The 25334-nt window shown below is 72.8% G+C and carries 19 protein-coding genes; 8 read left to right on the top strand and 11 right to left on the bottom strand.

Going from position 1 to position 25334, the window contains the following annotated elements; translation table 11 throughout:
- Positions 1–29: 29 nt before the first annotated feature.
- From ACXNSR_RS02955 to ACXNSR_RS02970, 4 genes are read right to left on the bottom strand one after another with little or no spacing between them, the layout of a single operon-like run.
- Positions 30–1208, bottom strand: a complete 1179-nt coding sequence (locus ACXNSR_RS02955) for an acyl-CoA dehydrogenase family protein (RefSeq protein WP_458640562.1) — start codon at positions 1206–1208, stop codon at positions 30–32.
- Positions 1205–2812 carry an aldehyde dehydrogenase family protein gene (locus tag ACXNSR_RS02960; protein WP_458640563.1) on the bottom strand — a complete coding sequence of 536 codons (1608 nt, stop codon included), beginning with the start codon at positions 2810–2812 and terminating at the stop codon, positions 1205–1207. Before ACXNSR_RS02960 ends, ACXNSR_RS02955 begins: the two co-directional genes overlap by 4 nt.
- A 5-nt stretch (positions 2813–2817) precedes the next feature.
- Positions 2818–5556, bottom strand: coding sequence for a beta-ketoacyl synthase N-terminal-like domain-containing protein (locus ACXNSR_RS02965; RefSeq protein WP_458640564.1), 2739 nt, complete (start codon positions 5554–5556; stop codon positions 2818–2820).
- Positions 5549–8674, bottom strand: a complete 3126-nt coding sequence (locus ACXNSR_RS02970) for a non-ribosomal peptide synthetase (RefSeq protein WP_458640565.1) — start codon at positions 8672–8674, stop codon at positions 5549–5551. The genes ACXNSR_RS02965 and ACXNSR_RS02970 overlap by 8 nt, the downstream gene beginning before the upstream one ends.
- Positions 8675–9398: 724 nt before the next feature.
- Between ACXNSR_RS02970 and ACXNSR_RS02975 the strand changes: the two genes are divergently transcribed.
- From ACXNSR_RS02975 to ACXNSR_RS02985, 3 genes are all read left to right on the top strand, one after another.
- The gene (locus ACXNSR_RS02975) at positions 9399–10238 is read left to right on the top strand and encodes an alpha/beta fold hydrolase (protein ID WP_458640566.1); all 840 of its coding nucleotides are present in this window, start codon (positions 9399–9401) and stop codon (positions 10236–10238) included.
- Between the two features lie 9 nt (positions 10239–10247).
- Positions 10248–11021 carry a thioesterase II family protein gene (locus ACXNSR_RS02980; RefSeq protein WP_458640567.1) on the top strand — a complete coding sequence of 258 codons (774 nt, stop codon included), beginning with the start codon at positions 10248–10250 and terminating at the stop codon, positions 11019–11021.
- Between the two features lie 133 nt (positions 11022–11154).
- On the top strand, positions 11155–12330 hold the full coding sequence (locus tag ACXNSR_RS02985; protein ID WP_458640568.1) for a PucR family transcriptional regulator: 1176 nt from the start codon (positions 11155–11157) through the stop codon (positions 12328–12330).
- Between the two features lie 24 nt (positions 12331–12354).
- Here ACXNSR_RS02985 and ACXNSR_RS02990 read toward each other — a convergent pair whose 3' ends face one another.
- Positions 12355–12600: a DUF1272 domain-containing protein gene (locus tag ACXNSR_RS02990; protein ID WP_458640569.1), complete on the bottom strand. Its 246-nt coding sequence runs from the start codon at positions 12598–12600 to the stop codon at positions 12355–12357.
- Between the two features lie 46 nt (positions 12601–12646).
- Positions 12647–14122 carry an aldehyde dehydrogenase family protein gene (locus tag ACXNSR_RS02995; protein WP_458640570.1) on the bottom strand — a complete coding sequence of 492 codons (1476 nt, stop codon included), beginning with the start codon at positions 14120–14122 and terminating at the stop codon, positions 12647–12649.
- Between the two features lie 497 nt (positions 14123–14619).
- On the opposite strand from ACXNSR_RS02995, the gene ACXNSR_RS03000 reads away from it, so the two are divergent.
- Complete coding sequence (locus ACXNSR_RS03000; protein ID WP_458640571.1) at positions 14620–15240, top strand: TetR/AcrR family transcriptional regulator; 621 nt, start codon at positions 14620–14622, stop codon at positions 15238–15240.
- Between the two features lie 239 nt (positions 15241–15479).
- On the opposite strand, the gene ACXNSR_RS03005 is transcribed toward ACXNSR_RS03000, so the two are convergent.
- The gene (locus ACXNSR_RS03005) at positions 15480–16796 is read right to left on the bottom strand and encodes an ABC transporter permease (RefSeq protein WP_458640572.1); all 1317 of its coding nucleotides are present in this window, start codon (positions 16794–16796) and stop codon (positions 15480–15482) included.
- Positions 16797–16999: 203 nt separating this feature from the next.
- Here ACXNSR_RS03005 and ACXNSR_RS03010 point away from each other — a divergent pair, with 203 nt between their 5' ends.
- The 3 genes from ACXNSR_RS03010 to ACXNSR_RS03020 are packed head-to-tail and all read left to right on the top strand — an operon-like array spanning position 17000 to position 19139.
- Positions 17000–17641, top strand: coding sequence for a TetR/AcrR family transcriptional regulator (locus ACXNSR_RS03010; RefSeq protein ID WP_458640573.1), 642 nt, complete (start codon positions 17000–17002; stop codon positions 17639–17641).
- Between the two features lie 46 nt (positions 17642–17687).
- A complete protein-coding gene (locus tag ACXNSR_RS03015) occupies positions 17688–18353 on the top strand; it encodes a hypothetical protein (RefSeq protein WP_458640574.1) in 666 nt (221 codons plus the stop codon).
- A gap of 45 nt (positions 18354–18398) precedes the next feature.
- Positions 18399–19139 carry a DUF1775 domain-containing protein gene (locus ACXNSR_RS03020; protein WP_458640575.1) on the top strand — a complete coding sequence of 247 codons (741 nt, stop codon included), beginning with the start codon at positions 18399–18401 and terminating at the stop codon, positions 19137–19139.
- Positions 19140–19208: 69 nt separating this feature from the next.
- On the opposite strand, the gene ACXNSR_RS03025 is transcribed toward ACXNSR_RS03020, so the two are convergent.
- The 3 genes from ACXNSR_RS03025 to ACXNSR_RS03035 all read right to left on the bottom strand — a co-directional run bounded on the left by ACXNSR_RS03025 (position 19209) and on the right by ACXNSR_RS03035 (position 22685).
- Positions 19209–21143 carry a copper resistance CopC/CopD family protein gene (locus ACXNSR_RS03025; RefSeq protein ID WP_458640576.1) on the bottom strand — a complete coding sequence of 645 codons (1935 nt, stop codon included), beginning with the start codon at positions 21141–21143 and terminating at the stop codon, positions 19209–19211.
- A gap of 269 nt (positions 21144–21412) precedes the next feature.
- Entirely contained in the window at positions 21413–21778 is a 366-nt protein-coding gene (locus ACXNSR_RS03030) for a darcynin family protein (protein WP_458640577.1), read from the bottom strand.
- Positions 21768–22685 (bottom strand): NAD(P)H-binding protein, encoded by a 918-nt coding sequence (locus ACXNSR_RS03035; RefSeq protein WP_458640578.1) that lies wholly within the window; start codon positions 22683–22685, stop codon positions 21768–21770. Before ACXNSR_RS03035 ends, ACXNSR_RS03030 begins: the two co-directional genes overlap by 11 nt.
- 106 nt (positions 22686–22791) lie before the next feature.
- Between ACXNSR_RS03035 and ACXNSR_RS03040 the strand changes: the two genes are divergently transcribed.
- A complete protein-coding gene (locus ACXNSR_RS03040; protein WP_458643547.1) occupies positions 22792–23739 on the top strand; it encodes a LysR family transcriptional regulator in 948 nt (315 codons plus the stop codon).
- A 49-nt stretch (positions 23740–23788) separates the two neighbouring features.
- Here ACXNSR_RS03040 and ACXNSR_RS03045 read toward each other — a convergent pair whose 3' ends face one another.
- On the bottom strand, positions 23789–25327 hold the full coding sequence (locus tag ACXNSR_RS03045) for an SDR family NAD(P)-dependent oxidoreductase (protein ID WP_458640579.1): 1539 nt from the start codon (positions 25325–25327) through the stop codon (positions 23789–23791).
- Positions 25328–25334 lie beyond the last annotated feature (7 nt).

Below are 25334 nucleotides of genomic sequence, written 5' to 3' on the forward strand. Positions count from 1 at the left end.
TCGGTCTCGGCGGTGGGGCGGGCGCGGCGTCATGCGATGCGCAGCGGCGCGCCGGCGTGGTGGTCGAGCAGCGCCTCGGCGCTCGCCGACCGGGACGGCGGGTGGAAGGCCAGGGCCCGGCTGACGGCCAGCAGATGGCCCACCTCGGGCGAGGTAACGAACCGGACCCCGCCCAGGAGCTCCGCCGCCTGGTCCGCGGCCCGGACCAGCAGTTCCTGTACCGCGAAGCGCGCGGTCAGCGCCGCGGCCAGCTCCGGGTTGCCGATCACCCCGGAGTCCACGACGCGCGCCACGTTCTCGGTCAGGCCCGCGGCCGCCTCGACGGCGACGAGCACGGCGGCGCGGTCCGTCGCACTGCCGCGGCCGGCCCGCAGCGCGGCCTCGGCGAGCCGGCCCACCGCACCGGTGTAGGCCGCGGTGACCAGCAGCTCGAACCAGACGAACCCGACGGTCTGGAGGGTGTCCAGGCCGGTGCCGAGCTCGACCTCGGGGCGCAACATCAGCTCCTCGGGGACGTGGACGTCCTCGAGGACGACCTCGTCGCTCTCCGCGCCCGCCAGATACGGCACGCCCCAGAAGGGGCTGCGGGTGATGCCCGGCGAGGCGGCGGGGATCAGGGCCACGCCCAACTGCGAGGTGCCGTCGGGCTGCTGGATCGCCACGCCGGCGGTGAGCAGGTCCATGGACCGCGACAGGCTGCAGGGCTTCTTGGAGCCGTTCACCACATAGCCGCCTCCGGCCGCCGCCGGGCGTGCCGTCACGGCGGAGTCCAGGATGCCGGCCCCGGTGCGGCCCTCGGCGAAGCCGGAGGCCACGAGCAGCCCGTCCCGGGCGATGCCTTCGATCAGCATCCACTCCAGGCCGCCGGCATCGCTCGACGCGACCAGGGCGACCAGGGACGCGACGGAGAAGTTGTGCATCGCGGCGGCCACGGCCAGGGACGGGGAGAGCGCGCCGAGCGCCCGTGAGACCCGTACGGCCTCCAGGGCGGTCGCGCCCCCGCCGCCGTACTCCCGCGGTACCAGCAGTCCGGCGCCGCCCGCCCTCTTGAAGGCGGCGAGGCCGGGGCTGCCGGGGCTCTCCAGCTCGGCCAGGGGGCGGTCGCGCAGTTCCTCCGCGAGGCCGGGCAGCGCCTTGGCGCAGGCCTCCCGCGCCGTTTCCATGCAGCGCAGCGCGGACGGGTCGTGGTGCGTGGTCGTGGGGGTCATTGGTCCTCCTCGGAGGCAGGGGCGGCGAACACCGCGTCGGTGGGCCGGATCCCGGATGCGATGCTCACTCCCTGCACATGACTGGTGCGCAGCGCCGGGTAGTTGGCCTCGCCGCCGGGGCCGCCGGTCAGACCGGTGCCCCCGTGGGTCGGCAGGACGGGCAGGAACCCGATGTGGGAGTCGTTGACCTTCAGCAGGCCGCCGTTGCGGACCCCGCGGACGAAGCCGTCGACGACGTCGGCGTCCCGGGCCCACAGCGAGTTGCGCAGCCCGTACGCGTTGGAATTGACGAAGTCGACCACGGAATCGAGGAGTTCGGCCTCGGGGATGTCGTCGGCCACGATGACGGGCAGCAGCGGGAAGAAGGTCTCCTCCCGGACGGCGCGCACGTTCCGGGCCGCTTTCAGGCCATCGACGCGCACCACCGTGGGTTCCACGAAGACGCCGCCGACCGGGTCGGGTACGCCGTCCAGGCCGAGCCGTCGGCCGCCCGTGACCACCGTCGCGCCGAGCTCGACGGCGTCCCGCAGGACCTCCTCGTACGCCTCGGTGCGCCGCACCGGGGACAGCAGCGCCGCCGGTTCCTCGGGCAGGCCCGGACGGATGGCGCGCACCCGCTCGACGAGGCGTTCGAGCAGCGCGTCGGCGACGGCTGGGTGGACCACCGCACAGTTGGGCACCATGCAGATCTGCCCGGAGCCGTAGAACGCCTCGGCGAGCGCCTCGGCCGCCAGGTCCACGTCCACGTCGTCCCAGACGACGCAGGTGTCGTTGCCCGCGAGTTCGAGCACCGGCTTCTTGCCGTGGGCCACGCACTCGGCGCCGAAGGCAACGCCCTGCTCGCTGCCGCCGAAGTACATGATGTCGTCCACGTGCGGGCTCTCGAGCCACTGCCGCAGCGTCTGCCCGGCCTCGGAGCAGACCACCGAGAGGGTCTCCGGCGGGGCGCCCACCTCGCGCAGGGCGGGGACCAGCAGCTCGTGGGCGATGCGCAGCACCCCGAGGGGGGAGCTCAGCGGGGCGCGCACCACGAGGGCGTTGCCGGCCGCGAGCGCCCACACGCCGAGGACGCTGTTGGCGACGGTCGCGTTCTGCGGCGGGTTGAGGCACACCACGCCGTCGGCGACCCGGCGGACGATCAGTTCGCGGGGGCCGAGCACGGTGCGGTGTTCCAGCTGCTGCGCCATGTAGGCGCGGGTGTGCGGACCGGTGTTGGCGATGATGCCGGAGGTCTCCCACTCGGCGAGGGCCCTGGGATGTCCCTCCGCGATGAGCAGTTCGACGATGTCCCCGCGCTTGCGCCGGGTCAGCTCGTGCACCTCGGCGACGAACCGGAGCCGGGTGTCGAGCGGAGCGGCGGCCCAGGTGGGCACCGCGCTGACCGCACCGCGCAGCGCCGCCTCCACGTCGGTCGCGTCACCGACCGCGCAGCGCCCGATGACCGATGCCGGTGCCTCCTCGGGTGCCAGGCGTCCCTGCTCCAGGTCCCGCTTGACGCGGATGGAGCCCATCATGTCGGTGAGCATCGCGGAGGCGCGGACCGTGTAGACCCAGCGGTCCGACGGGATTTCCTGACCTGCGACGTACGAGCCGTAGGAGTACACGCGCCTCACCGTTCCCCGGCCGCGTCGGCCGCGTCGGCCGCGTCGAAGGCGGCCACGGCGGTGTCGAACGCCTCGGCCAGCGTGGTGAGCCGCTCGCCCGGCTCGAACATGGAGAAGTGGTCTCCCCGGACCTTCGCCTCCGTCACCGTGCCGGTGACGTGGGCCTGCCAGAGGGACTTGTCGACCAGGTTCATGCGCAGGGCCGTGTCGAGGTCCAGCGTTCCGCCCGCCTCTTCGGCGCGCAGCAGCACGATGTCGCCCTGGAAGGCGCGGTCCGGGTAGTGGCCCTTGAGCAGGTCGTAGTTGTGCTTCCAGATCCGGAAGAACCCCTTGTCCCGCAGGACGTCCACGTCCAGCGCGCTGTCCCCGACCGCGTCCAGGAGCAGGGGGAAGGCGTCGGCGAACTCCTCGTCGGCCAGTTGGCGGCCCACGTAGGTCTCGGGCGGGTAGCTGTCGAGCAGGACGAGCGGCTCGACCTCTTCTCCCGCGGCCTGCAGCTGCAGGGCCATCTCCAGGGCGACGTTGCCGCCGAAGGAGTAGCCGCCCAGCCGGTAGGGGCCGGTGGGCTGTTCGCGTCGTACGCGCTCCAGGTAGAGGGCGGCCAGTTCGCGCAGGGTGCCCGGCGGGTCCTGGGCCGGGAAGGACAGCGCGCGCAGCGGCACTGCCGAGCGCGAACGGTCCACCAGGCCGGCGTAGACGAAGTTGGTGCCGCCCGCCGGGTGCACCAGGTGCAGGGCCCGGCCCCGGCCCTCGCGGAAGGTGATCACGCCGCGTTGGGGGTCCTGGGTCCCGCTGAGGGCGTCGTGGAGCCAGCCGGCCATCTGCGCGGGGGTGCGCAGGGCGGAGAACACGTCGAAGTCCAGTTCGAGGCCGAACTCCTCGGCCAGCGCCGCGACGACCTCGACCGCGAGCAGGGAGTCCCCGCCGAGATCGTAGAAGTCGTCATCGGCGGAGAGGTCGGGGACGTCCAGGCGGGGCGAGACGATCGCGAGGACCCGTTCGAGGACCGTCCGCGCGCCGACGGCGGCCGGCTCCGGGGCGGTGCCGGCGGCCGGCGCGGCGGGCCGTACTCCGCGCGGGGCGTCGGGTTCGATCCAGTGCCGCTGCGGGTCGAGCGGATGCCCGGGCAGCGTGACCTTGCGGCGGGCGGGACCGTGCCACGCGACGGGCGTGCTGCGCGGCTCGTCGCCGGCGATGAGGGCGGCGAGTTCCAGGCGGACCTCGTCGAGGGTGGAGGCGGTGAAGCTGTGCTGCACGGGGAGCCGGGACCGGCCGGCGAACAGGGTGTACGCCAGGTCGGACAGCTCGGGGACGTCGGGGCCGTCCGCGATCCGGTCCGACAGGGCCCGCGCCAGGCCGCGCAGGGCTTCGGAAGTACGGGCGCTGATCACCACCGGGTAGGGGGCGCCGGGCTCGGGCGCGGGGGGCTCGGCGCCGACGGGCGGTGCGGAGAGCACGCAGTGCGCGTTGGTGCCGCCGAGCCCGAACGCGCTGACGGCGGCAGCCTTGAGCGGATCACCGGTGTAGCGCACCGGCTGTGTGGCGACGGTGTAGGGCAGTCTGTCCCAGGCCAGGTGGACGTTGGGCCGGGTGTGGTTGATCTGCGGCGGTACGGTCTGGTGGAACAGCGTGAGCGCGGCCTTGATGAGACCGGTGACGCCGGCCGCCGCGTCCAGGTGGCCCAGGTTGGCCTTGACGCTGCCGATCAGGCAGCCCGGGGCGGGGCCACCGACGGCGGCGTGCGCGGCGGCCAGCGAGGTGACCTCCAGTGGATCACCGACGGCGGTGCCGGTGCCGTGCGCCTCGACGTACCCGATGTCCGCCGGGTCGATGCCGGACGCGGCCACGGCGGCACGGACTACGGCCTGCTGGCCCGCCGTGCCGGGCGCCGTGAAACCGATCTTGTCGGAGCCGTCGTTGTTGACGGCGATGCCCCGCACGACCGCGTAGACGCGGTCGCCCTCGTCGATGGCGTCCTGGAGCCGCTTGAGGACGACGACACCGCAGCCGTTGCCCTTGACGGTGCCCGAGGCGTCCGCGTCGAAGGGCCGGCAGTGGCCGTCCCGGGACAGGATGCCGCCCTCCTGGTGGGCGTACCCGGAGGTCTGCGGGAAGGTGATGCTGACACCGCCGGCGAGCGCGGCCTTGATCTCCCCGCGGGCCAGCGCCGCGCAGGCCAGCTGCACCGCGGTGAGGGAGCTGGAGCACGCGGTCTGCACGCTCATGCTCGGGCCGCGCAGGTCGAGCTTGTACGAGACCCGGGTGGCCAGGAAGTCCTTGTCGTTGCCGAGCAGGACGGGGTAGCTCAGCGCGGCGTCGGCGTACTCGTCCGAGCGCAGCACGTTGGCCAGGAGATAGCTGCTCAGGCTGGAGCCGGCGAACACGCCGATCGGGCCGTACTCGGGTCCCGGCGGGGTTCCGGCGTCCTCCAGGGCCTCCCAGGCGCAGGTGAGGAAGACCCGGTGCTGGGGGTCCATCAGCTTGGCGTCCCGCTGCGTGACACCGAAGAACGCGGCGTCGAACAGGTCGGCGTCCTCCAGGGCGGCGCCCCGTGTCACGTAGTTCGCGGTCGCGGCGCGCTCCGCCGGGACGCCGGCCGCGCGCAGTTCGCCGGCCGAGAACTCGCGCACGGCCTCGCGGCCCTCGACGAGTAACCGCCACAGTTCGGCGGTGCCGGGGGCGCCCGGGAAGCGCCCCGCCATGCCGACGATGGCGATCGCGTCGTCCTTCGTACCGTTACTCATGTGTGGTCCCCCGTATCGATTCGATGTGCGCGGCGAGGCGGCGCACGGTGGTGTGGGTGAAGAGTTCGATCATCTGCAGGTCGGCGGCGTCCAGCGCCTGGACGAGCAGCTGGTGCACCTGGACCACGTGCATCGAGGTGCCGCCGATGTCGAAGAAGTTGTCGTCCGTGCCGAAGCCGTCGGTGCCGAGCACCTCGGCCCACACGGCGCGCACGGCCGAGGCGGTGTCGTCTCCGGACGCCACCGCGCCTTCGGCGGGCCGCGCGCCGGCCGGCCGCGCCGCGGGCCACGGCAGGGCGGCGGTGTCGACCTTGCCGTTGACGGTCAGCGGGAGCGCGTCGGTCCGCACCATGCGCGAGGGGAGCATGTAGGAGGGCAGCCGCAGCCATACTTCGTGGCGGAGCTTCTCGTCGGCCGGCATGTCGTCGCCGGTGACGAAGGCGACGAGGGCCGGGTGCTCGGGGTCCCGCTCGTCGAGGCGCACCGCGCACTCCTGCACGCCGGTGACCGCGAGGAACGCGGACTCGACCTCGCCGAGCTCGATCCGGAAGCCGCGCAGCTGGACCTGCTGGTCGATGCGGCCGAGGTGGATCAGCGTCCCGTCGGCGCGTACGACGCCCAGGTCGCCGCTGCGGTACAGGGGCCGCCCGTCCACGACGGGGAAGCGCTCGGCGGTCAGCTCCGGACGGCCGAGGTACCCCTGGGTCACCCCGGCGCCGCCCACGACGATCTCGCCGGGCACGCCGGGCGGGCAGACGTGGCCGTCCTCGTCCACCACGCTCACCGTGAGGTGCGGCAGCGGGCGGCCGATCAGGGACGCGGTCTCGGTCTCCGCCTCCGCGCGGGTCACGGCGTGGTAGGTGACGTGCACAGTGGTCTCGGTGATCCCGTACATGTTGACCAGCTGGGCCCGGTCGCCCATGACGTCGTACCAGGGGCGCAGCGAGGCGTACCGCAGCGCCTCGCCGCCGAAGACCACGTGCCGTACGGCGAGTTCCCGCCCGTCGCCGGGGCGCAGCACCTTCAGCAGCTGGCCGAAGGCGGACGGCGTCTGGTTGAGGACGGTGACCTGCTCGCGGACCAGGAACCCGCGGAACTCCTCGGGGGACTTGGCGACGGTCTCGGGGACGATCGCCAGCCGGCCACCGTACAGCAGGGCGCCGAAGATCTCCCAGACGGAGAAGTCGAAGGCGTAGCTGTGGAACAGGCTCCAGGTGTCCTGCGGGCCGAAGCCGAACCGGTCCTCGCTGGCGCGCAGGAGTGCCATGACGTTGCGGTGCGTGACCTGGACGCCCTTGGGCTTGCCGGTGGATCCGGAGGTGAAGATCACGTACGCGACGTCGTCGGCGGACCGGCCGCGGGGCTCCTCGCCGGACTGCGCGGCCGTGTCGAGCGTGTCGAGCGTGCTCGCGGCGTCCAGCCACCGGGCCGGCGCCTGTGGCCAGCGGTGCTCGTCCTCGATGACGGGAAGTCCGTCGGGGAAGGCGTCGAGGATCCGGCCGATGCGCGAGGCGGGCGAGTTCGGGTCGAGGGGCACGTAGGCCTTGCCCGCCTTGAGCACACCGAGGATCACGGCGATCAGCTCGGGGCCGCGTCGCATGGCGACGCCCACGTACGGGCCGTCGGCCCGCGCGGTGACGGCGGCGGCGACCTGGTCCGACAGCTCGTCGAGGAGTCCGTAGGTGAGGGCGGTGCCCTCGTGGACCACGGCGGTCCGCGAGGCGTGCTCCGCCGCCGTCCGCTCGAACCAATCCGCGAGCGAGACGGGCAGTTCCTCGTCGGTCACCGGCCGGGCGTCGGCGTTGACCAGGCCGGCGAGGGCCTCCTCGGCGGCGGGGGGCAGGGCGGGGATGCCGGTGAGGAGGCGGTCGGGCTCGGCGGCCGCGAGGGCGACCACGTGCCGCATGACCTCCAGCGGCCGCGTGGTCCAGTGCTCCTCGGAGCACTCCGCGTTGATGACGAAGCGGTCGCCGAGGTCCTCCACGTTCATCGACATCGGGTACTTCACCAGCCGCCTGTGCAACGGCAGTTGCTCAACGGTGCAGCCGTCGAGGGCGAACGCGAGCGGCTGGCGGTAGTACGTGAACGTCTGGTCCACGCGCAGCGGGCTGCCCGCCGCCTTGGGGCACACCTCGTGCACATGGGCCGACAGGTCGAAGTCCTGGTGGCGCAGCATCTCGGACTTGGTGGCCTCCGCCCAGCGGCACAGGTCGGCGAAGGTGCGGTGTGCGGTGAGGTCGCAGCCCAGGGGCAGGGTGTTCACGTAGTAGCCGAACGCCGCGCGCTGGCGGTGCCCCCGGCGGTTGGCCACGGGGATGCCCACCACCGGGTGGCGGCCGCCGGTGGTGCGGGCGTACGTCAACAGGTAGGCGGAGAGGAAGAACGTGAACGGCGTGCAGCCGAGCTCCTCGGCGCGCCGGCGCACCAGGTCGCTGAGTTCCGGTCCGAGGTCGAGCCGGCGCTCCTCGCCGAGCAGTGTCCCGTCGGCCGCGCGGTGACCCAGCAGCCGGTCGTCGCCGAGGCCGTCGAGGTGGCCGAGGCGCTCGCGGTAGAAGGCCAGCGCCTCTTGGCGGGCGGGCCTGGGCTCGACCACGAGGGACGGGGCGTCCCCCACGGAGTCGGGCAGTTCGGCGTCCGGGTCCGCGTACAGCCTGCCGAGCAGGTTGATCAGGTTGAAGTGGCTGTAGCCGTCGGCGACCAGGTGGGAGAAGAGCATCGACACGTAGGTGCCGTCCGCCGCCTGGTGGATGTGGAAGTCGTACTGCTTGGGAGCGTCGGGCGGCAGCGGAGTGTCGGCCAGGGCCGTCAGGCGCCGGGTGGTGGGCCCGGCGCCTTCGCCCGGCAGGGTGGTGACCGGGACGAGGTCGTCGGCCTCTCCGGCATAAGGCCGGTACACGGCGCGCACGACGCCGTCGCGCTGCTCGAAGGTGGTGTTCAGCGCGCGGATGCCCGCGGCGAGCCGGCCCAGGGCCCGGCGCAGCCGCGGCAGGTCGGGCTCGCCGGTGATGCGGAAGGCCGCGGCGAGGTTGTAGGAGGCGTCCTGCGGCGACAGCAGGGCATGGGTGAACAGTTTGAGTTCGGCCGGTGTGGCCGGGTGGTGCACAGCATCGATCTGCATTGGTTCCACACCAATCAGGACTTCGGTGTCATGGACGTTCGCGGCATGAATCTGCGTGCGTGACAGCCGCCTTCCGGAAGGCAGGCGGATTCCGCACGGAAATGAGGTTCCCGGCGCGTTTCGCGACCGACGGAACAAAAGGAAAAGGCAATGCCGGGAATGCGGCGCGCTCAGCGGCGCCGGCGAGCCGGCGCAGGGCGGGACGTCAGTGGCGCGACGGGCCCGAGAGGCGGGCACATGCAGGATGCGTCGCGTGTGGTGGGCAGGGCCCGATGGCTCGCTCGATCATGTACTCCCCCGTGGCGTCTGATCACTGTCGCAGTCGAAGCACCAGGTGGGGCTGGTGCCGGCGGACTGCCTACGGTCGTTCCGGGGGCGGTGCCCCAGCGGGGCCGACCACCGTCCAGAACGAGACGACGCGTTCCAACCTAGGAGCGGGGCGACGCTTCGTCAAGTTGCGTTCGGATCAACGCCCCGCAGATGCAAGGTGGTTGGCGGGGCGTGAGGCAACCCTCCCCCGAAAGCTGTTGCGCGGAAGTTACCCGCGGGTTAGCGTGCGTGAGTTGCCGACGGTAACTCTTTTGACGCCGGTCGGAGTTCCACGAAATTCCGGGCGGTTTCCATGTGCGGCCCGCGCTGTCGAAGCGAGCGCACCATCTTCCCTCCGCAGACCGGTGAGGCGCCGGCATGTGCCCTCACGGCGAGAAGACCAAGGGAGCGTTGTATGTCCGACGAATGGCGCGCGGCCGACGGCTGGCGCCGACTGCCGGAGGAACCGGGAATGTTCACCGCGGGACCGGAAGACGGCGTACCGCTCGTCCTGGTCCACGGGATCCGGCTGTCCGCGTGGATGTGGCAGCCGTACGCCGCCCGGCTGACCCCCCGCTTCCGCATCACCGCGTGCGACCTGCCCGGCCACGGCACCCTCAGAGGAGAGCGGTTCACGCTGGAGGGCGCCGTCGACCGGGTCGCGGCGGCCGTCGAGGAGGCCGCGCGCAGCACCGGACGACGCCCCTGGGTGGCCGGCGTCTCCCTCGGCGGGTTCACCACGCTGGCCTACGGCGCCTCGGACCTCTGCCGGGCGGCCGGACTCCTGGTCAACGGCGCCACGGCAGGTGCCGGCGGCCGGGTGACCCGGGAGTTCACCGCCATGTCCCGGTTGATCGAGCGGGTCGGCGGCGAGCGCGCCACGCGGCTCAACGAGGCGGTCTTCCGCCGCCTCCTGCCCGACGAGACGGCCGCGGCCGTCGTGCACGGCGGACTCGCCATGGAAACCTTCCCCGAGGTCGTCGCCGACCTGGCCCGACGGGACTTCCTCGCGCTCGCCCGCGCCTGCACCACCCCCGTCCAGTTCGTGAACGGCCGCCGGGACCGCAGGTTCCGCGCCGACGAGCGCGCCTTCCTCGAAGCGGTGCGCGCCGACGGCACACCTGCCGGACTGGCCCTCGTACCCGGCGGCCACATCAGTTGCCTGACCCATCCCGACCAGTACAGCCGAATCCTGTTACGCGGCCACACAGAGCTGACCCGGCTGGCCGGGTGCTCCGGCCCGGCAGGGAAGTAAGGAGTCCTCATGAGCATCTGGATGCGCACCCTGTCATCGGTCACCGGCCTCCCGGAGGCACGCGTCCTCTGCCTGCCGTACGCGGGCGGCACCGCGTCCGCCTACCGGTCGTGGGCGTCCCTGATGCCGCCGTCCGTGGAACTGCAGGCCGTCGAACTGCCGGGCCACGGGCTGCGCCTCGCGGAGGAGCCCGGCCGGCGGGCCTCCGAGGTGATCCACCCGCTCGCCCAGGAGCTGGCCCGCGAGCACGCACGGCTGCCGGTCCCCCGGACCATCCTGTTCGGCCACAGCATGGGAGCCCTGCTCGCCTACGAGCTGTGCCGGACGCTGTGCGAACGGGGCATGCCCCCGGCCGCTCTCGTCGTGTCGGGCCTGTGCCCCGCCGACCGCCTCGACCGCAAGGCCAACGGTCTGCTGGCCGAACGCAAGAACCTCCTGCTGGACCACATCCGGCAGCTCGGCCAGACCCCGCCGGAGGTCCTCGAGTCGGCCACCATGCGCGAGCTCGTCCTGCGTCCGGCCCGGGCCGACTTCGAACTGCTGGCGCACGCTCCCGCCCCCGCATCGACCCCGCTCGACGTGCCCGTGCTCGCCCTGGCGGGACGCCACGACCCCCTTCATCCGCCGCACCGCGTCGCCGAATGGGAGCGCCACACGGAGCAGTGGCTCGGCCTGCGGGTGCTGTACGGGGACCACTTCTTCCCCTGGCAGAGCGAGGACGCGGCCTACCTCCTGAACGAACTGGCGCGTACGGCCGCCGCCCCGGCGGCGGCGACCCGCTGACCGGGCGGTCGCCGGGTTCGCCCGCGTGCTGCGCGATCCAGCTCACACGGCCCCCGCGTCACATCGGCGTCTGCCGGCACCGCGACACGGGTAGGGTCCACGGGAGCCGGAGATGATCATGTAGAGGGGGCCTGTGACCGTGGACCTGGCCACGACGGACCAGCAGCCGGAACCCGGCCGGACGGCGGCAGCGGCCGTGGCCGCTCACCTGCGGGCCGACATCGCGCGGCTGGCGGCCAAGGCAACGGCCGGGATCCTGGAGCAGATCGACAGCTTCCGCGGCCCCGACCTGCCCCGGGCCGACGTCGACGCGCACGTACGGTTCTTCCTCGAAGCCGGCATCCGTGCCCTCGGTGCGGGACGCACCGCCGCCACGGAGGCCGAGCTCGAGGCGGCGCGCGCCTACGGGGCGCGCCGCGCCGCGGAGGGCGTGCCGGCCGAGGACGTGCTGCTCAGCTTCTACGTGGCCTTCCGCGCGGTGTGGGAGGAGTCCGGCGACGTCCTCGCGCAGCGGGACGACCTCGGCGAACTGCTGCCGGCCATGGAACGCACGATGCTGTGGGTGCAGTACATCACCAGCGAGGTGGGCGCCGGGCACCGCGAGGCGCTGGCGGGCGCCTCGATGGCCCGGCTGGCCGCGGGCCGCCGGCTTGCCGAGGCGCTCGACGACCCCACCGTGCCGGAGAGTGAACTCCACACGGCCCTGGAGCGGCTGGGCTTCGACCCCGTGGGCGACTTCCAGCTGTGGGTGAGCCGTCGGACCGCCGACGCGTCCCGGCTCCGGGAGATCCAGTCACGCCTGGACGAGGGACCGGGACGCTTCGTCGTCCTGGACACCCCCGGTGAGGTCGTCGTCATGGGACAGGACCGGCAGCCGGCCGCCCGGGCCGAAGCAGCTCTCCTGGAGGACGGGGGCGGACCGGTGGGTGTCGGCCTGGTCCGCTCCGGCCCCGCCGGGGCCCGTCGCAGCATCGGCGACGCCCGCCGTGCCCTGCGCGCGGGCGGCGGACGCCCGGGAATGCACCGCTACGCGGACATCTGGCCCTTCGCGTTCATCGCCGACATCGGAGCGGGACACGTCCCGCTGCTCGACGACGCCCTCGACACGGCCCGGTCACATCCCCATCTGGCCGAGGCCGTGCGGGAGTTCGCCGATCACGGCTTCTCGGTGGCGGCGGCCGCCCGGATCCTGAGCGTGCACGCCAACACCCTCAGGTACCGCCTGGACCGCTGGCAGGAGCTGACCGGCCTGGACTGCCGGACCTACACGGGGCTCATCACCTCGCGTGCGGCCGTGGAGCTCGCCTGAGCCCCACGGCCGCACGCCCGGGCCTCACGCCCGTCCGGCGGTCCTGCGCGCGAAGCGCCGCACGCGGTCGGGGAAGCGGGAGACGATCGTGGCCGTCCCGGTCGTCCGGCGCGGCCGGGCCACCAGCTCACCCTTGCAGTTGGGGCACACCTCGGCGAAGCCGTGCGCACAGCGCGGGCACCAGGTGCACTCGTAGCTGCAGATGAACGCCTGGGCGTCCCGGGCCAGTTCCTGCGTGCAGCCCATGCAGCGCGGACGCATCCGCAACATGTCCTTCTCCTCCTCGGTCGTAGGGAGTCCGGAAGTCACCGGTGGATCAGCGGGAGTTGAGGAATGTGATCAGGCGCTGCAGGCGCTGCACGTCCTTCGGGCCGCGCGCGTACGTCGACACCGCGAGCGGCGCGTCGAACAGCTTGCGGGTCACCGCCTTGGGCACGGTGAACTCCCGCAGTCCGTCCGGGCCGTGGATCCGCCCGAAGCCCGAGGCGCCCCGTCCGCCGAAGGGCAGCGCCGGCACGGCCGGGAAGGACAGCACGTCGTTGACGCTCACCATCCCGGTCCGCATCCGGTCCGCCAGACGGCGTGCGTCGCGGCGGGCGAAGACGGCACCGCCCAGGCCGTAGGCGGAGTCGTTGGCCCGCGCGACGCCCTCCTCCGCGTCCGCCACCCGGTTCACCACGAGCACCGGCCCGAACGTCTCCTCCCTTACGGCCGCGGAGTCCTCCGGCACATCGGCGAGGACGACCGGCCCGAGGACATGCGGCGGCCGGACCGACTCGGGACCGCCTACCACCGCCCGGCCCCCGCGGGCGAGGGCGTCGTCGATGTGCCGCCGGATCACGTCCAGCTGCCCCGGCATGGTGACGGGGCCGAAGTGCGCGTCGGCCTGCAGCTCCCGGGCGCGCTCGGCGCAGCGGTCGAGGAAGCGCTCGTAGACCGGGGCGGCGACGTAGACCCGTTCGATGCCCGCGCAGGACTGTCCCGCGTTGCTGCACGCGCCCCAGAGCGCAGACTCCACCGCCGCGTCCACGTCGGCGTCCGCCGCGACCACGAGCGCGTCCTTGCCTCCCAGTTCGAGCAGGACGGGGGTGAGCGACGGTGCGCAGGCGGCCAGGACGCGGGCGCCGGTGCGGGCGGAGCCGGTGAAGGCGACCTTGTCGACCCCGGCCGTGGACAGGGCCGCTCCCGTGCTCCCGTCACCCGTGGCCAGGTGGAGGACCTCATGGCGGGGCACCGCCTCCGCGAACGTGTCCACGAGCCACGTCCCGATGGCCGGTGTGTACTCACTGGGCTTGAACACCACGGCGTTTCCCGCGGCGAGCGCGTAGGCGATGGAGCCGATCGGGGTGTGCACCGGATAGTTCCAGGGGCCGATCACGCCGATCACGCCGAACGGCCGGTACTCGAGCGTCGAGTACTGGTTGGCCATGAGCAGCCCCGAGGGGACCCGGCGCCGGCCGAGGACCCTGCGGGAATGGCGCGCGGCCCAGTCCAGATGGGCCAGGGCCGCCGCCATCTCGACCAGGGCGTCGGCCTTCACCTTGCCGTTCTCACGCTCCATCAGCGTGATGATCTCCGGCAGGCGGCGGGCCATCACGCGGCGCCAGGCGAGCAGGAGCGGCCGTCGTCCGGAGTGGCCGAGGCGGTCCCACGCCTCGGAGGCCCGCCGGGCCCGGGCCACCTTGTCCCGCACGGTGTGCTCGTCGTCCACGGGGAAGGAGCCGATCTCCTCGCCGGTGACGGGGTTGAGCGAGGCGAACCGCGGGGGCGTGCCCGTGTCGATTGCCGTCATAGGGGTGCTCTGCCTTTCAGGAAGGAGGGAAGCCGCAGAACCACGGCGACTGCCGGGACGACACCTTGACTGTGCTGTGGCACGGACCTAGCCTAAAACGAAACGATCCGTTCTGACCAGAGAGTTCCGGAGACTTGCTTGTCGCCCCAACAGGCCTTCATATCGGCGGAGTTGCCGTAGAAGCAGCGCCGGTCGGCGGCGGTGAACCTCCAGGGTCGAGCAAGCCACCGGGGCGGGCGGACCCGCGGCGGCACGAGGGCGGATCGCTGCACCCCGCAGCACCGACGAGAGCAGACAGAAGCGAACCGAGTACGGCGGCGGCCGGACGCCCCGCCATTCGGGCCCGCCGCGCCCGGGTGGTACAACCGTTGTCGACCGCCTCGGCCGACGCACGTCGTACGGCCACGCGCCGGCCGGCCCTGGCCCCGACCAGCCGGACACCGGCCCCGTGGCCACCTGGTCCGCCGAGGCGGCCCGAGAGTAGAGGAGATCCCGGTATGGGGGACAAGCGCACCCTGCACAGCGTCATGGCCTCGTCCGGCCTGCAACGCCGAGACCTGGAGGCGAGGAAGAGGATCCTCGCCTCCACGCTCAAACTCCTCAAGAAGGAGGGATACGCGAACCTCACGATCGGCGAGGTGGCGACGGACGCGAAGGTGGGCAAGGCCACGCTGTACCGGTCCTGGCCCGGCAAGGCGGAGTTGGTCCTCGACGCGGTGCGCACACGGCTCAAGGACGTCCCCGTCGACGAGACCGGGAACTCCACGGAGGAGATCCTGGCCGTCGCCCGTCAGGCCCTGGCCGACTTCTTCTGCTCACCCGAGGTCCAGGTGATCCTTCCGGCCCTGATCGCGGACTCCGCCCGCAATCCCGAACTGCAGCAGCACCTGCGCGAGGACATCATCGAGCCCCGGCGCGCCCGCGCGCGCACCGTCCTCGAACGCGCCATCGAACGGGGCGATCTGCCCGCCGGCACCGACATCCCCATGCTTCTGGAGATGTGGGCGGGCGCGATGATGTTCCGCAGCGTCTTCTACGGCTGCGCCTTCGACGGGGACGCCATCGAGCGCATGGTCACCGCCACCATGTCCTCACCCCCGCGGCTCCCGGACGCCTGACCCCGACGGGCGGTACGGATGCGTCTCCCGGGGCGACTTGCTACGTCCCCATCCTGCCAGCCGCGCCGGCCACCGCCCATTGGGAAATCCCCGAAACCTCACCGGCCACTTCCGTAACTTCCACGACCCGCTCGGGGCGGCAGGTGGCCGACCGACTCGGGGAGGCCCGGCCCGACGCATTCGCGCGTCGGACCGGGCCTCCCCATGTCACCTTCGCAGAACGGGACTTCGGCCGGGCCTCACGACGGAACCGGCACCGGCTCCGATACGGGCGCCGGGCGGCGCTGGAACTCGTGCTCGGCCGCGCGGTGGTAGCCCCTGCGGTCGTACCAGCGGCTGACGCCCAGACCCAGCGCCAGGGCCCCGAGGCCGTAGCCGGCCACCACCAGCCACGCCCCGGCCGAGACGTCACCGCTGCGGAAGAACAGCAGCGTACGTGCACCCGCGGCGATGTGACGGGCCGGCAGCAGGGCGCCGAGGGTGTCGAGCGCGCCGGGCAGCGCCTCCACCGGGAGCGCCGCTCCGGACAGGGGGATGCCGACCAGCGTCAGGAGCAGGAGGGCGACCACCTGACCCGGGGCACCCAGGGCGGCGAACAGCGCCAGCGTGACCAGTGTGACCGAGGCGCAGGCCGTGCCCCCGAACAGCACCAGCTGCACGCCGTCCGACGGGTCGAGGCCCGTGATCCACAGGCACAGCAGCGCGACGACCGAACCCGCCGCGAAGCCCATCACGGCGGCCGGCAGGGACTTGGCCAGGAAGGTGGTCGTCCTGGTGATGCGAACGGCGGGCCGCTGCCGCCGGCGGGGTCCGACCTCGAGGGGGACGTACCCGAGCCGGGAGTCCACCACCATCGTCAGCAGGGACGCCGGCACCAGCCCGGAGACGAGCAGCGCGATGGCGAAGTACAGGGGGGCGGCACCCGATGCCGACCCGCCGGGCGCACCGCTCGTGCTCCGGACGGTCTCCTTCACCTCCACCGGGTCGCGCAGCAGGGCCAGGAAGCCGGCGGACGGGTCGGCGGCGGAAGCCTTCGCCGGTGCGTGCAGCTGGGCCATGAGCTCACCGCCCACCTGCTGGGACACCTGCGTCGCGGCCTGCCGCAGGGCCTTGTCCGCCATGGAGGCCGCGATGCCGGCGGTTCCGGTGTGGCCGACGATCTCCAGCGACGGCCGTCGGCCGGCCGGACCGGGGCCGCCGAGCAGGGCCAGCGAGCACTGGCTGAAGTCGGCGGGGACGACGAGAGCGGCGTACGCGTCCTGGTCGTCCAGGGCCCGCTCGGCCTCCGCACGCGTGGCGGCCCGCTGCCATCGCACCCGGCCGTCGTCCGCGCCCTGCATGATCCTCCCGGCGACCCGGTCGCCGAGGTTCACCGCGCCCGCGGGCCCGCCTGCGCCCCGGTCCTCCGTCACCAGGACCACCGGGAGATCGTGCAGGTGCTTCTCGGGGTCGGCCGCGGGTCCCAGATAGCTCAGGGTGGCCACGGCGGCGACCACGCACCCGAGTAACGTCAGGGTCCAGGCCAGGGGTTGTTTCCATATCGTCGAGGCCCGCATGGGGAACCAGCTTTCCTTGGTCGGTGTGGCGTGCTGTCGAGGACTTGTCCTCGGGGGTGTGCCGCGGCCCGATCCGCTCCCGCACGCACGGTCCGGGGTGCCGTGGAGTCTTCAATGCAACGCAACGGTGCGTTGCGATATTAGGAGCAGAGCACCCACGACTGCAACGCGGCGTTGCGTTTTGCTTGATACGGTGAGCCGCGATGACGGACGACACGCGGAAACCGAGCAAGGGCGGCCCCCGCCGCCGTGACGAGATCTTCGCGGCCTGCCTCGACCTGCTGGCCGCGCACGGTTATGACCCGCTCACGATCGAAGGTGTCGCCCAGCGGGCGAACGTGAACAAGACGACCATCTACCGTTGGTGGCCGTCCAAGTCCGAGCTGCTGCGCGACGCCCTGCTCAACTCGGGCCTGCTCTCCTTCGATCTGCCCGACACGGGCAGCCTGGCGGGCGACCTCACCAGCCTCGGCGCCCGGGTCCAGGACCTGCTCGCGGACGAGCACAAGCGCGCGGTCGTCGAGTCCGCCCTCGTCGGCGCCGTCCGGCACCCCGCCATGCGCGACCTCGTCTCGTCCTTCCTGGAGGACCGCCTCGGCAGGCACCAGCCGATCTTCGTACGGGCCGTGGCCCGCGGCGAACTCCCCGCGGACTTCGATCCGGCCCTCCTCGTCGACGCACTCGCCGGAGCCCTGTGGCTCCGGATCCTCGTACGCCGCCAAGGTGTCACCGAGGACTTCGCCCAGCAGACCGTCACCCTGCTGATGAACGGCGTCGCCGCGGCGGGAGGAGCCTCCGCGAACGCGTCGCTGCGCCCCGCAGCGGCAAAACTGCTCCGCAATTGACAGTTGGGACCTGAGGTCGGCCGGACCCCGTGGATGATGGCCCGACATGGCCGAAGCCTCTGCCCAGACGCGTTCGTGTCCGCAGCCTTCGAGGTGGGGCGGACGCCGGCTCCGGGCTGGCGTCTTCACCCTGCTCAGCTCCGCTCTGGCGGTCGTCGGCCATCACCTCTCCTCGGAGGATCCGCTGTCCTGGCGGCGGGCGGCCATGGGTGCGGCGGTCGTCTTCGCGCTCTCGGTGCTCGCGGCCCGCCCGGGCCGCCCCGGGTGGCACGTGGTGATGGCGACCGGGGCCGCGCAACTGCTGCTGCACCGCGCCCTGTCGGTGCACGCGGCAGGTGGCGGGCACACCGGGGCGCACGGCAGTCTGCCGGGGACCGGACGCGCGGCACACCACAGCACGTGGACGATGACAGCAGCCCATTGCGTGGCCGCATGCGCGATGGCCCTGCTCATGCACTGCGCGGACCGGACTCTGAGCCGTCTGCCGGAGGCCATGGGCCGGTGGGTCCAGGCGGCGGTCGCGGCGGCCGTCGCGGCTTTCGGCGTCCGCAGTCGGCCAGGGGCACGGTTGGCGCTGCGGACCGTACCCATCGTGCCGGACGGCATGGCCGTGCCGCCGACGGCGGCACGGATGCTCTGTCACGCGGTGGTACGTCGGGGGCCTCCCGCCGGACGTGCAGGAGACGTTCCCCTGATCCCGGCGGGCTCTTGACCTCCACGGTGAGGCCCGTCCCGCGTGCCGAGAGGTTCCTCCATCATGAACAGGTCACACACCCGGCTCCAGCCGCACGGACTGGGCCTCGCGGCCGTCGGCGCCCTGGTGCTCCTGGGCGTCGCCGCCGGTCCTGCCGCCGCGCACGCGGAGGTCACGGCCTCCGACCCGCGTGCACTCGCCGAGAACGTCACGCTGTCCTTCACTTCCGAGGCCGAGTCGGAGACCGCGGGTATCGCGGAGCTGCGGGTGGTGCTGCCGAAGGGCATCGCTCCGGACGCCGTGGCGGTGAAGGACGCTCCCAAGGAGTGGAAGCTGACGGCCACCCCGGACGGGTACACGATCGGCGGCCCGGCTCTGGCCACCGGTACGGACGCCGAGTACAGCATCACCGTACGCCAGCTGCCGGACGAGAAGTCCTTGGCCTTCAAGACCCTGGAGACCTACGGCGACGGAAAGGTCTCCCGCTGGATCGAGGTGCCCACCAACGGCGAGAAGGTCGACAACCCTGCCCCCGTGCTCGACCTGAAGGCCGCAGCCCCAGGGGCCCGGCCGATCGCTCCCAGCCCCTCGCCGACACCGACGGCAGGTTCTGTCGCCTCCCCCGTTCAACCCTCGTCGGAGGCTCCCGGGGCTCCGGTCACGTCCACGAGCGCCCGGGCGACCGGTGAGGAGGAATCGAGCGGCAGCACGGGAGCCGTCGCCGGTGTGATCGCCGCCGTATTGCTGCTTGCCGCCGCCGGCACCTTCTGGTGGGTACGCCGCAACCGCCGCCAGGCCGGCTGAGAGCTGCGGGTCCTGCGGCGCGGCCGACTCGGCCGCGCCGCAGTAGGACTGCGACGACGGCCTGCTTCGCTACGCGCCCGATACCGGCGTGATGCGGACGGTCTCGCGCACGGTCACCTGGTCGATGTCGGTCGTACGCACCGTGATGTTCAGGGTCCACTCCCCCGGCATCGGCAACCGCAGGTCATATGCGGCCCAGAACCCCTTCTGGTTCTTGAGCTTGGCGTCCAGCGGGCCGATTCCGAGGGCGTCCTGGGTGAGCGTGAGGCGGAGTTCCGGGACTACGGCGAGGCCGCCGTCCGCGGTGAAGACGACGGCTTCGACCGTGTTCTCGCCGACCTGCCCCGGCGTCAGCGTGATCTGCACCGTGCCGCGGTGGTTGGCCTTGCCCATGTCGAAGGGCACGGTGACCACCTTCACCCGCGGTTCCTCGGCGGAGGCCGCCGAGATCTTCTCGCCGACGGCGCGGCTGGGCTGGGTGCCGGTGAGGAGGGTGGTGATCGCCAGGACCAGGACACCGAGCACGGCTTCGACGGCGACCGTGCGACGCAGGCTCCGCCGGTACCCGTCGGCCTCGGGGACGGGCGGCCCGGTTTCGTCCCGCACCTCTTCCCCCGCCGGCACGGCGGACACGCCGTCGAGGTGGCTCACCCCGGAGGACGCGGGTGCCCCGACCGTTCGGCCGGCCGGCACCCGATCGGGGGCGGGCACCGACAGCGTCTGCCTGGCCAGCGTCTGCCTGGCCGACGACAACGACTCGTGGAGGAGTCGGGCCGTCCAGCGGCGGGAGAAGGAGGCCGCCCACAGCACCAGGACCACGACGGCGAGCTTGACGACGAGGATCTTGCCGTACGCCGTGGTGGACAGCGCTTCCCAGGAACCGACTTGCCGCCAGGACTGGTACACCCCCGTGCCGACCAGGACCACGACGGCGCGGAAGGCCAGCTTCGAGAAGCGGCCGATCGCGGCCGCGGGGATGTCCTGGCTTCCTGGATCGCGGCGCCGCAGGAGGAGCAGCAGGGTGAGCAGACCGCCCAGCCAGACCCCCATGGCCAGCAGATGCAGTACGGCGACCGGCATGGCCAGTACGACCTGTACGCCGGCTGAGGCGTGTTCGACCGCGGCCCAGGTGACGGCCAGGGCCACGGCGAGGAGCACGCCGGTCCTGCGGACGGGGGCCCCGAGGTCCTGGGGCTGTGGTCCGTCATCGGGGCCGTGGAGCCGCAGGGCCACACGTCGGAGCGCCAGGGCAGCCACCGCCAGGAGCACGAGCCGTGCGATCAGCGCGCCGCCGGGCCGCCCGGTGACGGTCCTTCCCAGCTGGGCCGGGTCGAACACCGAAGTCACCTGACCGGCCGTCTCGTACGGACCGCGCAACAGCAACAGGACCGCCGTGGACGCCGCCAGCGCCAGCCATCCGACCCACAGCAGTCTGCGCACCGGTCGATGCGCGCCCGCGGCGGGCCAGCACAGGAGGACGAACGCGGCAGCTCCGACGAGGAGCGCCAGCCCCCCGTAGGCGACGTAACGAAACGCGCTGTGCAGGCGACCGACCGCCGTGTCGTCCGGTGAACCGGTCGCCACCACGGCGGTCGTCGCGGACGGCTCGCCGATCGAGAAGACGAACGCGCCGGAGATCGGGTGGCCATCGGCGGAGACGACCCGCCACGCCACCGTGTAGGTGCCCCGGGGCAGCTTCCCGGACAGCTCCACCCGTGCGGTGTTCTCCTTGCCGTCCACATGCTGTGCGGGGCGCGGGTTCACACGCTCGTTCTGCGGCGACAGCACCCTCAGTGCTTCGTCGGGAAAGCTGACCGACTCGGTGAAGGTGAGCGTGACGTGTTTCGGATCCTGCTTGAGGACCGAGCCGTCCGCAGGGTCGGAGCCGCTGAGGCCGGCATGCCCGAAGGCCGTGCCCGCGCCGCCGAGGAGCAGGGCGCACAGAGCGGCGACCAGCGTCAGGAGGGTCGCCGACCTCCTCAGGGGAGGTGATCCAGTAGGCATGGGGAACAGTCTCCGAACCGTCGGACGACATGTGTCACCTGGGGCGACGGGGGCGGACTCCGGCAGGCCGGTGCTGCTGGAGAGATGTGGACGATAGTGCCGCCGGCCGGACGGCTGCGCGGTTCTAGCAACTTCGGCTAAAGACGGCGCGGAAGTCGCAGCTCAGGCCGCCTTCCCTGTATGGGTGCGAGTCGCAGGCCCCACCCCGGTCGCGCCGGCCGCCGGTGCCGCCGCCCAGGGCGGCGGCACCGGCGGCCGGAGGGGTCCCGTCAGGTGGCGAAGGTGGCCACCGGCTGCAGGCCGTAGGTGCGGGCGTAACCGTTCTCGGTTCCTACGAGCAGGTCCACGACCTCGAAGTAGCGGTCCCAGAAGGGGGTTTCGCGCAGCGCGTCGATCAGCAGCCGGTAGGCGTCGTGGTCGTCCGCCTCCCAGACCCAGATGTCGGTCACCCTCGCCGAGTAGAACTCCGTGTCGTAGAAACGGGAGCGCACGCCCTGGGTACGGGCCTCGATGACCGGAGCGACGTGTGTGGTGAAGGCGTGGACGCGTTCGGCCACGGTCATCGCCAGCCATTCGGGTGTGGTCTTGACCAGCATGAACGCGGTGACCGGTGGCTCGGTTCGGTCAGCGGGCATCGGCTGCCTCCGGCGTGGTGAGGACGGCGGGCTTGAGGGTCTGCGCGCACCACTGGGCGAAGCCGGTGGCCGGTCCGGCCTGTACCGAGCGGGCGACACCCGAGTCCAGGCCCCGGTCCTTGGCGCGCTTCATGTCGACCATGCCCTCGACGAACGTCTCGTTGAGGCCGTGGGCGAGCATGGCGGACCGCATGTCGTCGAGCGATTCGCGCTCGTAGCGGACCGGACGGCCCAGTTGCTCGCTCATGATGCGGGCCATGTCGTTGGGCGACAGGTCTTCGGGGCCGAGCACCGGCACACTGCCGACGCCGGTCCAGGAACGGTCCAGCAACAGCCCGGCCGCCGTCGCGGCGATGTCGGCAACGGCCACCAGCGGGGCCGGACGGTCCGCGGCGGCGGTGTCGGTGAAGACGCCGTGCTCGCGGATCGAGTCGGTCTCCTCCAGCAGGTTCTCGAAGAACGACGCATTGGCCAGGGCGCGGTAGGCGACCCCTGTGCCGGCGATCAGGTCGTCCATCGCCAGGGAAGCGCTGACCAGCCCGGCCCGGCCGGCCTGCGGGGTGCCGCGGCCGAGCGCGGAGACGCCGACGACACGGCCGACGCCGTGGGCGGCGAACGCCCGCGCGGCCGGGCGGGTGAAGCCGCTGTACGCCTCCTCCGGCGTGAGCGAGGCGTCCGGCGGAACCAGCCAGAAAACGGCGTCGGCCCCGGCGAAGGCGCGCTCGACGGTCGCGGCGTCGCCGTGCGAGCCGGTGACCACCTCGACCGCTCCGCGCACGGCCTCGGGGATCCGGGCGGGATCACGGGCCACGACCCGCAGCTCCTCTCCGTGTGCGGGCGCGGCCTCGACCAGCAGGGACAGCAGCCGACGGCCGATGTTCCCGGTGGGGGCGGTGATGACGATCATGAAAACCTCGTGGTCTGTGTCGGATCGATAAGGCCCCCTCATCGTGCGAAGGGCTCCCGCATTGCCACAATGGGAACTTCAGCAACCAATCATTGCCCGAAATGGAATAACGCCGGTGAGCAGCCCAGTTCCGAACCTCGACGCCAATCTCGTCGTCGCCCTCGACGCCTTGCTGACCGAGCAGAGCGTCACCCGTGCCGCCGCGCGGCTGCGCACCTCCCCCGCGGCGATGAGCCGCACCCTGGCCCGGCTGCGCCGGGTGCTCCAGGACCCGCTGCTGGTGCGCGCGGGGCAGGCGATGGTGCCCACGCCCCGCGCCGAGGCACTGCGGGACGAGGCCGCGGCGGTGGTGCGGCGGCTGGAGGCACTCCTCACCCCGAGCGGCAGGGTCGACCCCGCCGCCCTGCGGCGCACCTTCACCGTCCAGGCATCGGACCTGGTCGGCGCGGCACTGGCGCCGGGTCTGCTCGGGCTGGCCCGGGGTCGGGCGCCGGGCGTATCGCTGCGGGTACTGGCCGAGGAGTGGGAGGCGGGCCCCGCGCTGCGTGAGGGCCGGGTCGACCTGGAGATCGGGGCCATCGACCACGTCGACCCGGAGACCCGGGTCGAGGAGCTGGTCACGCTGCGGTTGTCGGCCGGAGTGCGGGCCGGGCACCCGCTCACCGAGGGAACCCTGACCCCCGCGCGGCTGGCCGCGGCCGAACACGTGGCGGTGAGCCGCCGGGGGCGCTTCACCGGCCCGCTGGACGCGGCGCTGGCCGAGCAGGGACTCGGCCGCCGGGTCAGCGCCGTTCTGCCCGGACATCTGGCGGCGATGGCGCTGGCCGCGGCGGGCGACGCGGTCTGCCTGGTACCGACCGCGCTGCCGGGCGAGCCCCCCTCCCCGCTCGGCGACGCGGCGCACACGATGGGACTGCGCCTGCTGGACATCCCGCTGCCCCTGCCGCCGCTGACGATCGGCATGGCGTGGCACCCGCGTCACAGCGCCGACGGAGCCCACCAGTGGTTGCGTGACGCCGTACGCCGAGTCCTCCGCCCGGACCGGGAACGCTGACGGCGCAGGGCGGGGGGCCGAGGGCGGTTCGCCCCGACTGCCGCCCCGGTCACCAGTCGGCGTGCCGGTAGTCCTTGAGCAGGACGCCGTGGATGGGGCTGCCCGCCTGCCCCTGCACGATGGGGTGGTAGACGCGCGCGGCGCCGTCGATGACGTCCAGGGGCGGACGCCACCCGGTGGCCGCGTGCCGCTCCCGTGCGGGCAGCGGCTTCTCGTCGGTGACCCAGCCGGTGTCCACGCTGCAGGTGTGGATGCCCCGGGCGGCGAGGTCCGTCGCACTGGTGCGGGTGAGCATGTTGAGCGCGGCCTTGGCCATGTTGGTGTGCGGGTGGCCGCTGGTCTTGTTGCGGGCGGCGAACTGGCCCTCGACGGCGGATACGTTGATCAGGTAGCGGCGGGGGTGCGGCGACGCCTCCAGCAGGGGCAGCAGGCGGTCGGCGAGCAGGAACGGTGCGACGGCGTTGACGAGCTGGACTTCGAGGAGTTCGGCCGGTTCCACCTGGCCGAGCCGCAGGGTCCAGGAGTTCTCGGCGCCCGTCTCCTGCAGCAGCCCCGCCTCATCGGTGCGCTCCTGCGGGTCCGGGTGCGGGTTCGGGTCCGGGTACGTGGCGAGGGCGCCCTCGGCCGCGCTGCGTGGGCCTGCCGGGGCGTGGGACGTCCGGGGCCTCGAAGCGAGTTCCGCAGTCAGGGGGAGGGCCGCGGCATGTGATCCGGGAACGGTGAATCCCGGGGCGGTCCAGATCTCCGGCGCGGTGGCGGGCCGGTCCGTCCCGACGGCAGCGGCTTCCGCCTCGACCAGCGCACGGTAGGCCCTGGGGGACCGGTGCAGCGTCTGGGCCGCGTTGTTGACCAGGATGTCCAGGGGCGCGGCCCGGCCGAGCAGGTGGTCGGTGAGGGCGAGGACCTGCCTGGGGTCGCGCAGGTCCAGCGCGGCTATCCGCAGTCGGTGCCACCAGTCGGCGGCGCCCGGCGCCGCGGCGAAGCGGCTCGCCGCGTCGTGGGGGAAGCGGGTCGTGACGGTGAGTTCGGCCCCGTCGCGCAGCAGCATCAGGGCCAGGTGGAAGCCGATCTTGACCCGCCCGCCGGTGAGCAGCGCACGCCGGCCGCTCAGATCGGTCCGGGCGGTGCGCCGGGTGAAGTTGTCGTCCGCGCAGCCGGGACACAGCTGGCCGTAGAAGTGATGGACCTGCCGGTAGTGGTTCTTGCAGACGTAGCAGCGTTGTGGGCGGTTGAGCAGCCTGGGAGGGCCTTCGCCGTCCGGTGCGCGGCCCGGCGGTCGGCGGGTCACCGCGCCGGAACCGGTGTGCAGCTGTACGTACTCGTGCACGGACAGGCCGGATCGGTGCGGGGTGTCGGCCGACAGCGGGGCGTCCATGATCCGGTCGGGTGCTCCGGTCGCGGTGCCGGCCAGCAGCTTCGCGTCGGCCGCCGCGCGGACGGCCCGTCTCGCGGTACGCCGGCGGTGTCGCCCGTCCCGGACGAACTCGCTCGCGGCCTGTTCCAGCAGACGGCGCCGCTCGTCCTCCAGAGGCAGGAGGCGCGCCTGGTGCAGCAGGTCCAGGCAGGCCCGTATCGCTTCGTTCTCCATGGGGTAC

The sequence above is a fragment of the Streptomyces sp. NC-S4 genome, from assembly GCF_054353315.1.

Bases quoted from the DNA above. Each gene is read 5' to 3' on its own strand.
- ACXNSR_RS02955 (WP_458640562.1), bottom strand. From the start codon at position 1,208: ATGACCCCCACGACCACGCACCACGACCCGTCCGCGCTGCGCTGCATG.
- ACXNSR_RS02965 (WP_458640564.1), bottom strand. From the start codon at position 5,556: ATGAGTAACGGTACGAAGGACGACGCGATCGCCATCGTCGGCATGGCG.
- ACXNSR_RS02970 (WP_458640565.1), bottom strand. From the start codon at position 8,674: ATGCAGATCGATGCTGTGCACCACCCGGCCACACCGGCCGAACTCAAA.
- ACXNSR_RS02975 (WP_458640566.1), top strand. From the start codon at position 9,399: ATGTCCGACGAATGGCGCGCGGCCGACGGCTGGCGCCGACTGCCGGAG.
- ACXNSR_RS02980 (WP_458640567.1), top strand. From the start codon at position 10,248: ATGAGCATCTGGATGCGCACCCTGTCATCGGTCACCGGCCTCCCGGAG.
- ACXNSR_RS02990 (WP_458640569.1), bottom strand. From the start codon at position 12,600: ATGTTGCGGATGCGTCCGCGCTGCATGGGCTGCACGCAGGAACTGGCC.
- ACXNSR_RS02995 (WP_458640570.1), bottom strand. From the start codon at position 14,122: ATGACGGCAATCGACACGGGCACGCCCCCGCGGTTCGCCTCGCTCAAC.
- ACXNSR_RS03000 (WP_458640571.1), top strand. From the start codon at position 14,620: ATGGGGGACAAGCGCACCCTGCACAGCGTCATGGCCTCGTCCGGCCTG.
- ACXNSR_RS03005 (WP_458640572.1), bottom strand. From the start codon at position 16,796: ATGCGGGCCTCGACGATATGGAAACAACCCCTGGCCTGGACCCTGACG.
- ACXNSR_RS03010 (WP_458640573.1), top strand. From the start codon at position 17,000: ATGACGGACGACACGCGGAAACCGAGCAAGGGCGGCCCCCGCCGCCGT.
- ACXNSR_RS03015 (WP_458640574.1), top strand. From the start codon at position 17,688: ATGGCCGAAGCCTCTGCCCAGACGCGTTCGTGTCCGCAGCCTTCGAGG.
- ACXNSR_RS03020 (WP_458640575.1), top strand. From the start codon at position 18,399: ATGAACAGGTCACACACCCGGCTCCAGCCGCACGGACTGGGCCTCGCG.
- ACXNSR_RS03025 (WP_458640576.1), bottom strand. From the start codon at position 21,143: ATGCCTACTGGATCACCTCCCCTGAGGAGGTCGGCGACCCTCCTGACG.
- ACXNSR_RS03030 (WP_458640577.1), bottom strand. From the start codon at position 21,778: ATGCCCGCTGACCGAACCGAGCCACCGGTCACCGCGTTCATGCTGGTC.
- ACXNSR_RS03035 (WP_458640578.1), bottom strand. From the start codon at position 22,685: ATGATCGTCATCACCGCCCCCACCGGGAACATCGGCCGTCGGCTGCTG.
- ACXNSR_RS03045 (WP_458640579.1), bottom strand. From the start codon at position 25,327: ATGGAGAACGAAGCGATACGGGCCTGCCTGGACCTGCTGCACCAGGCG.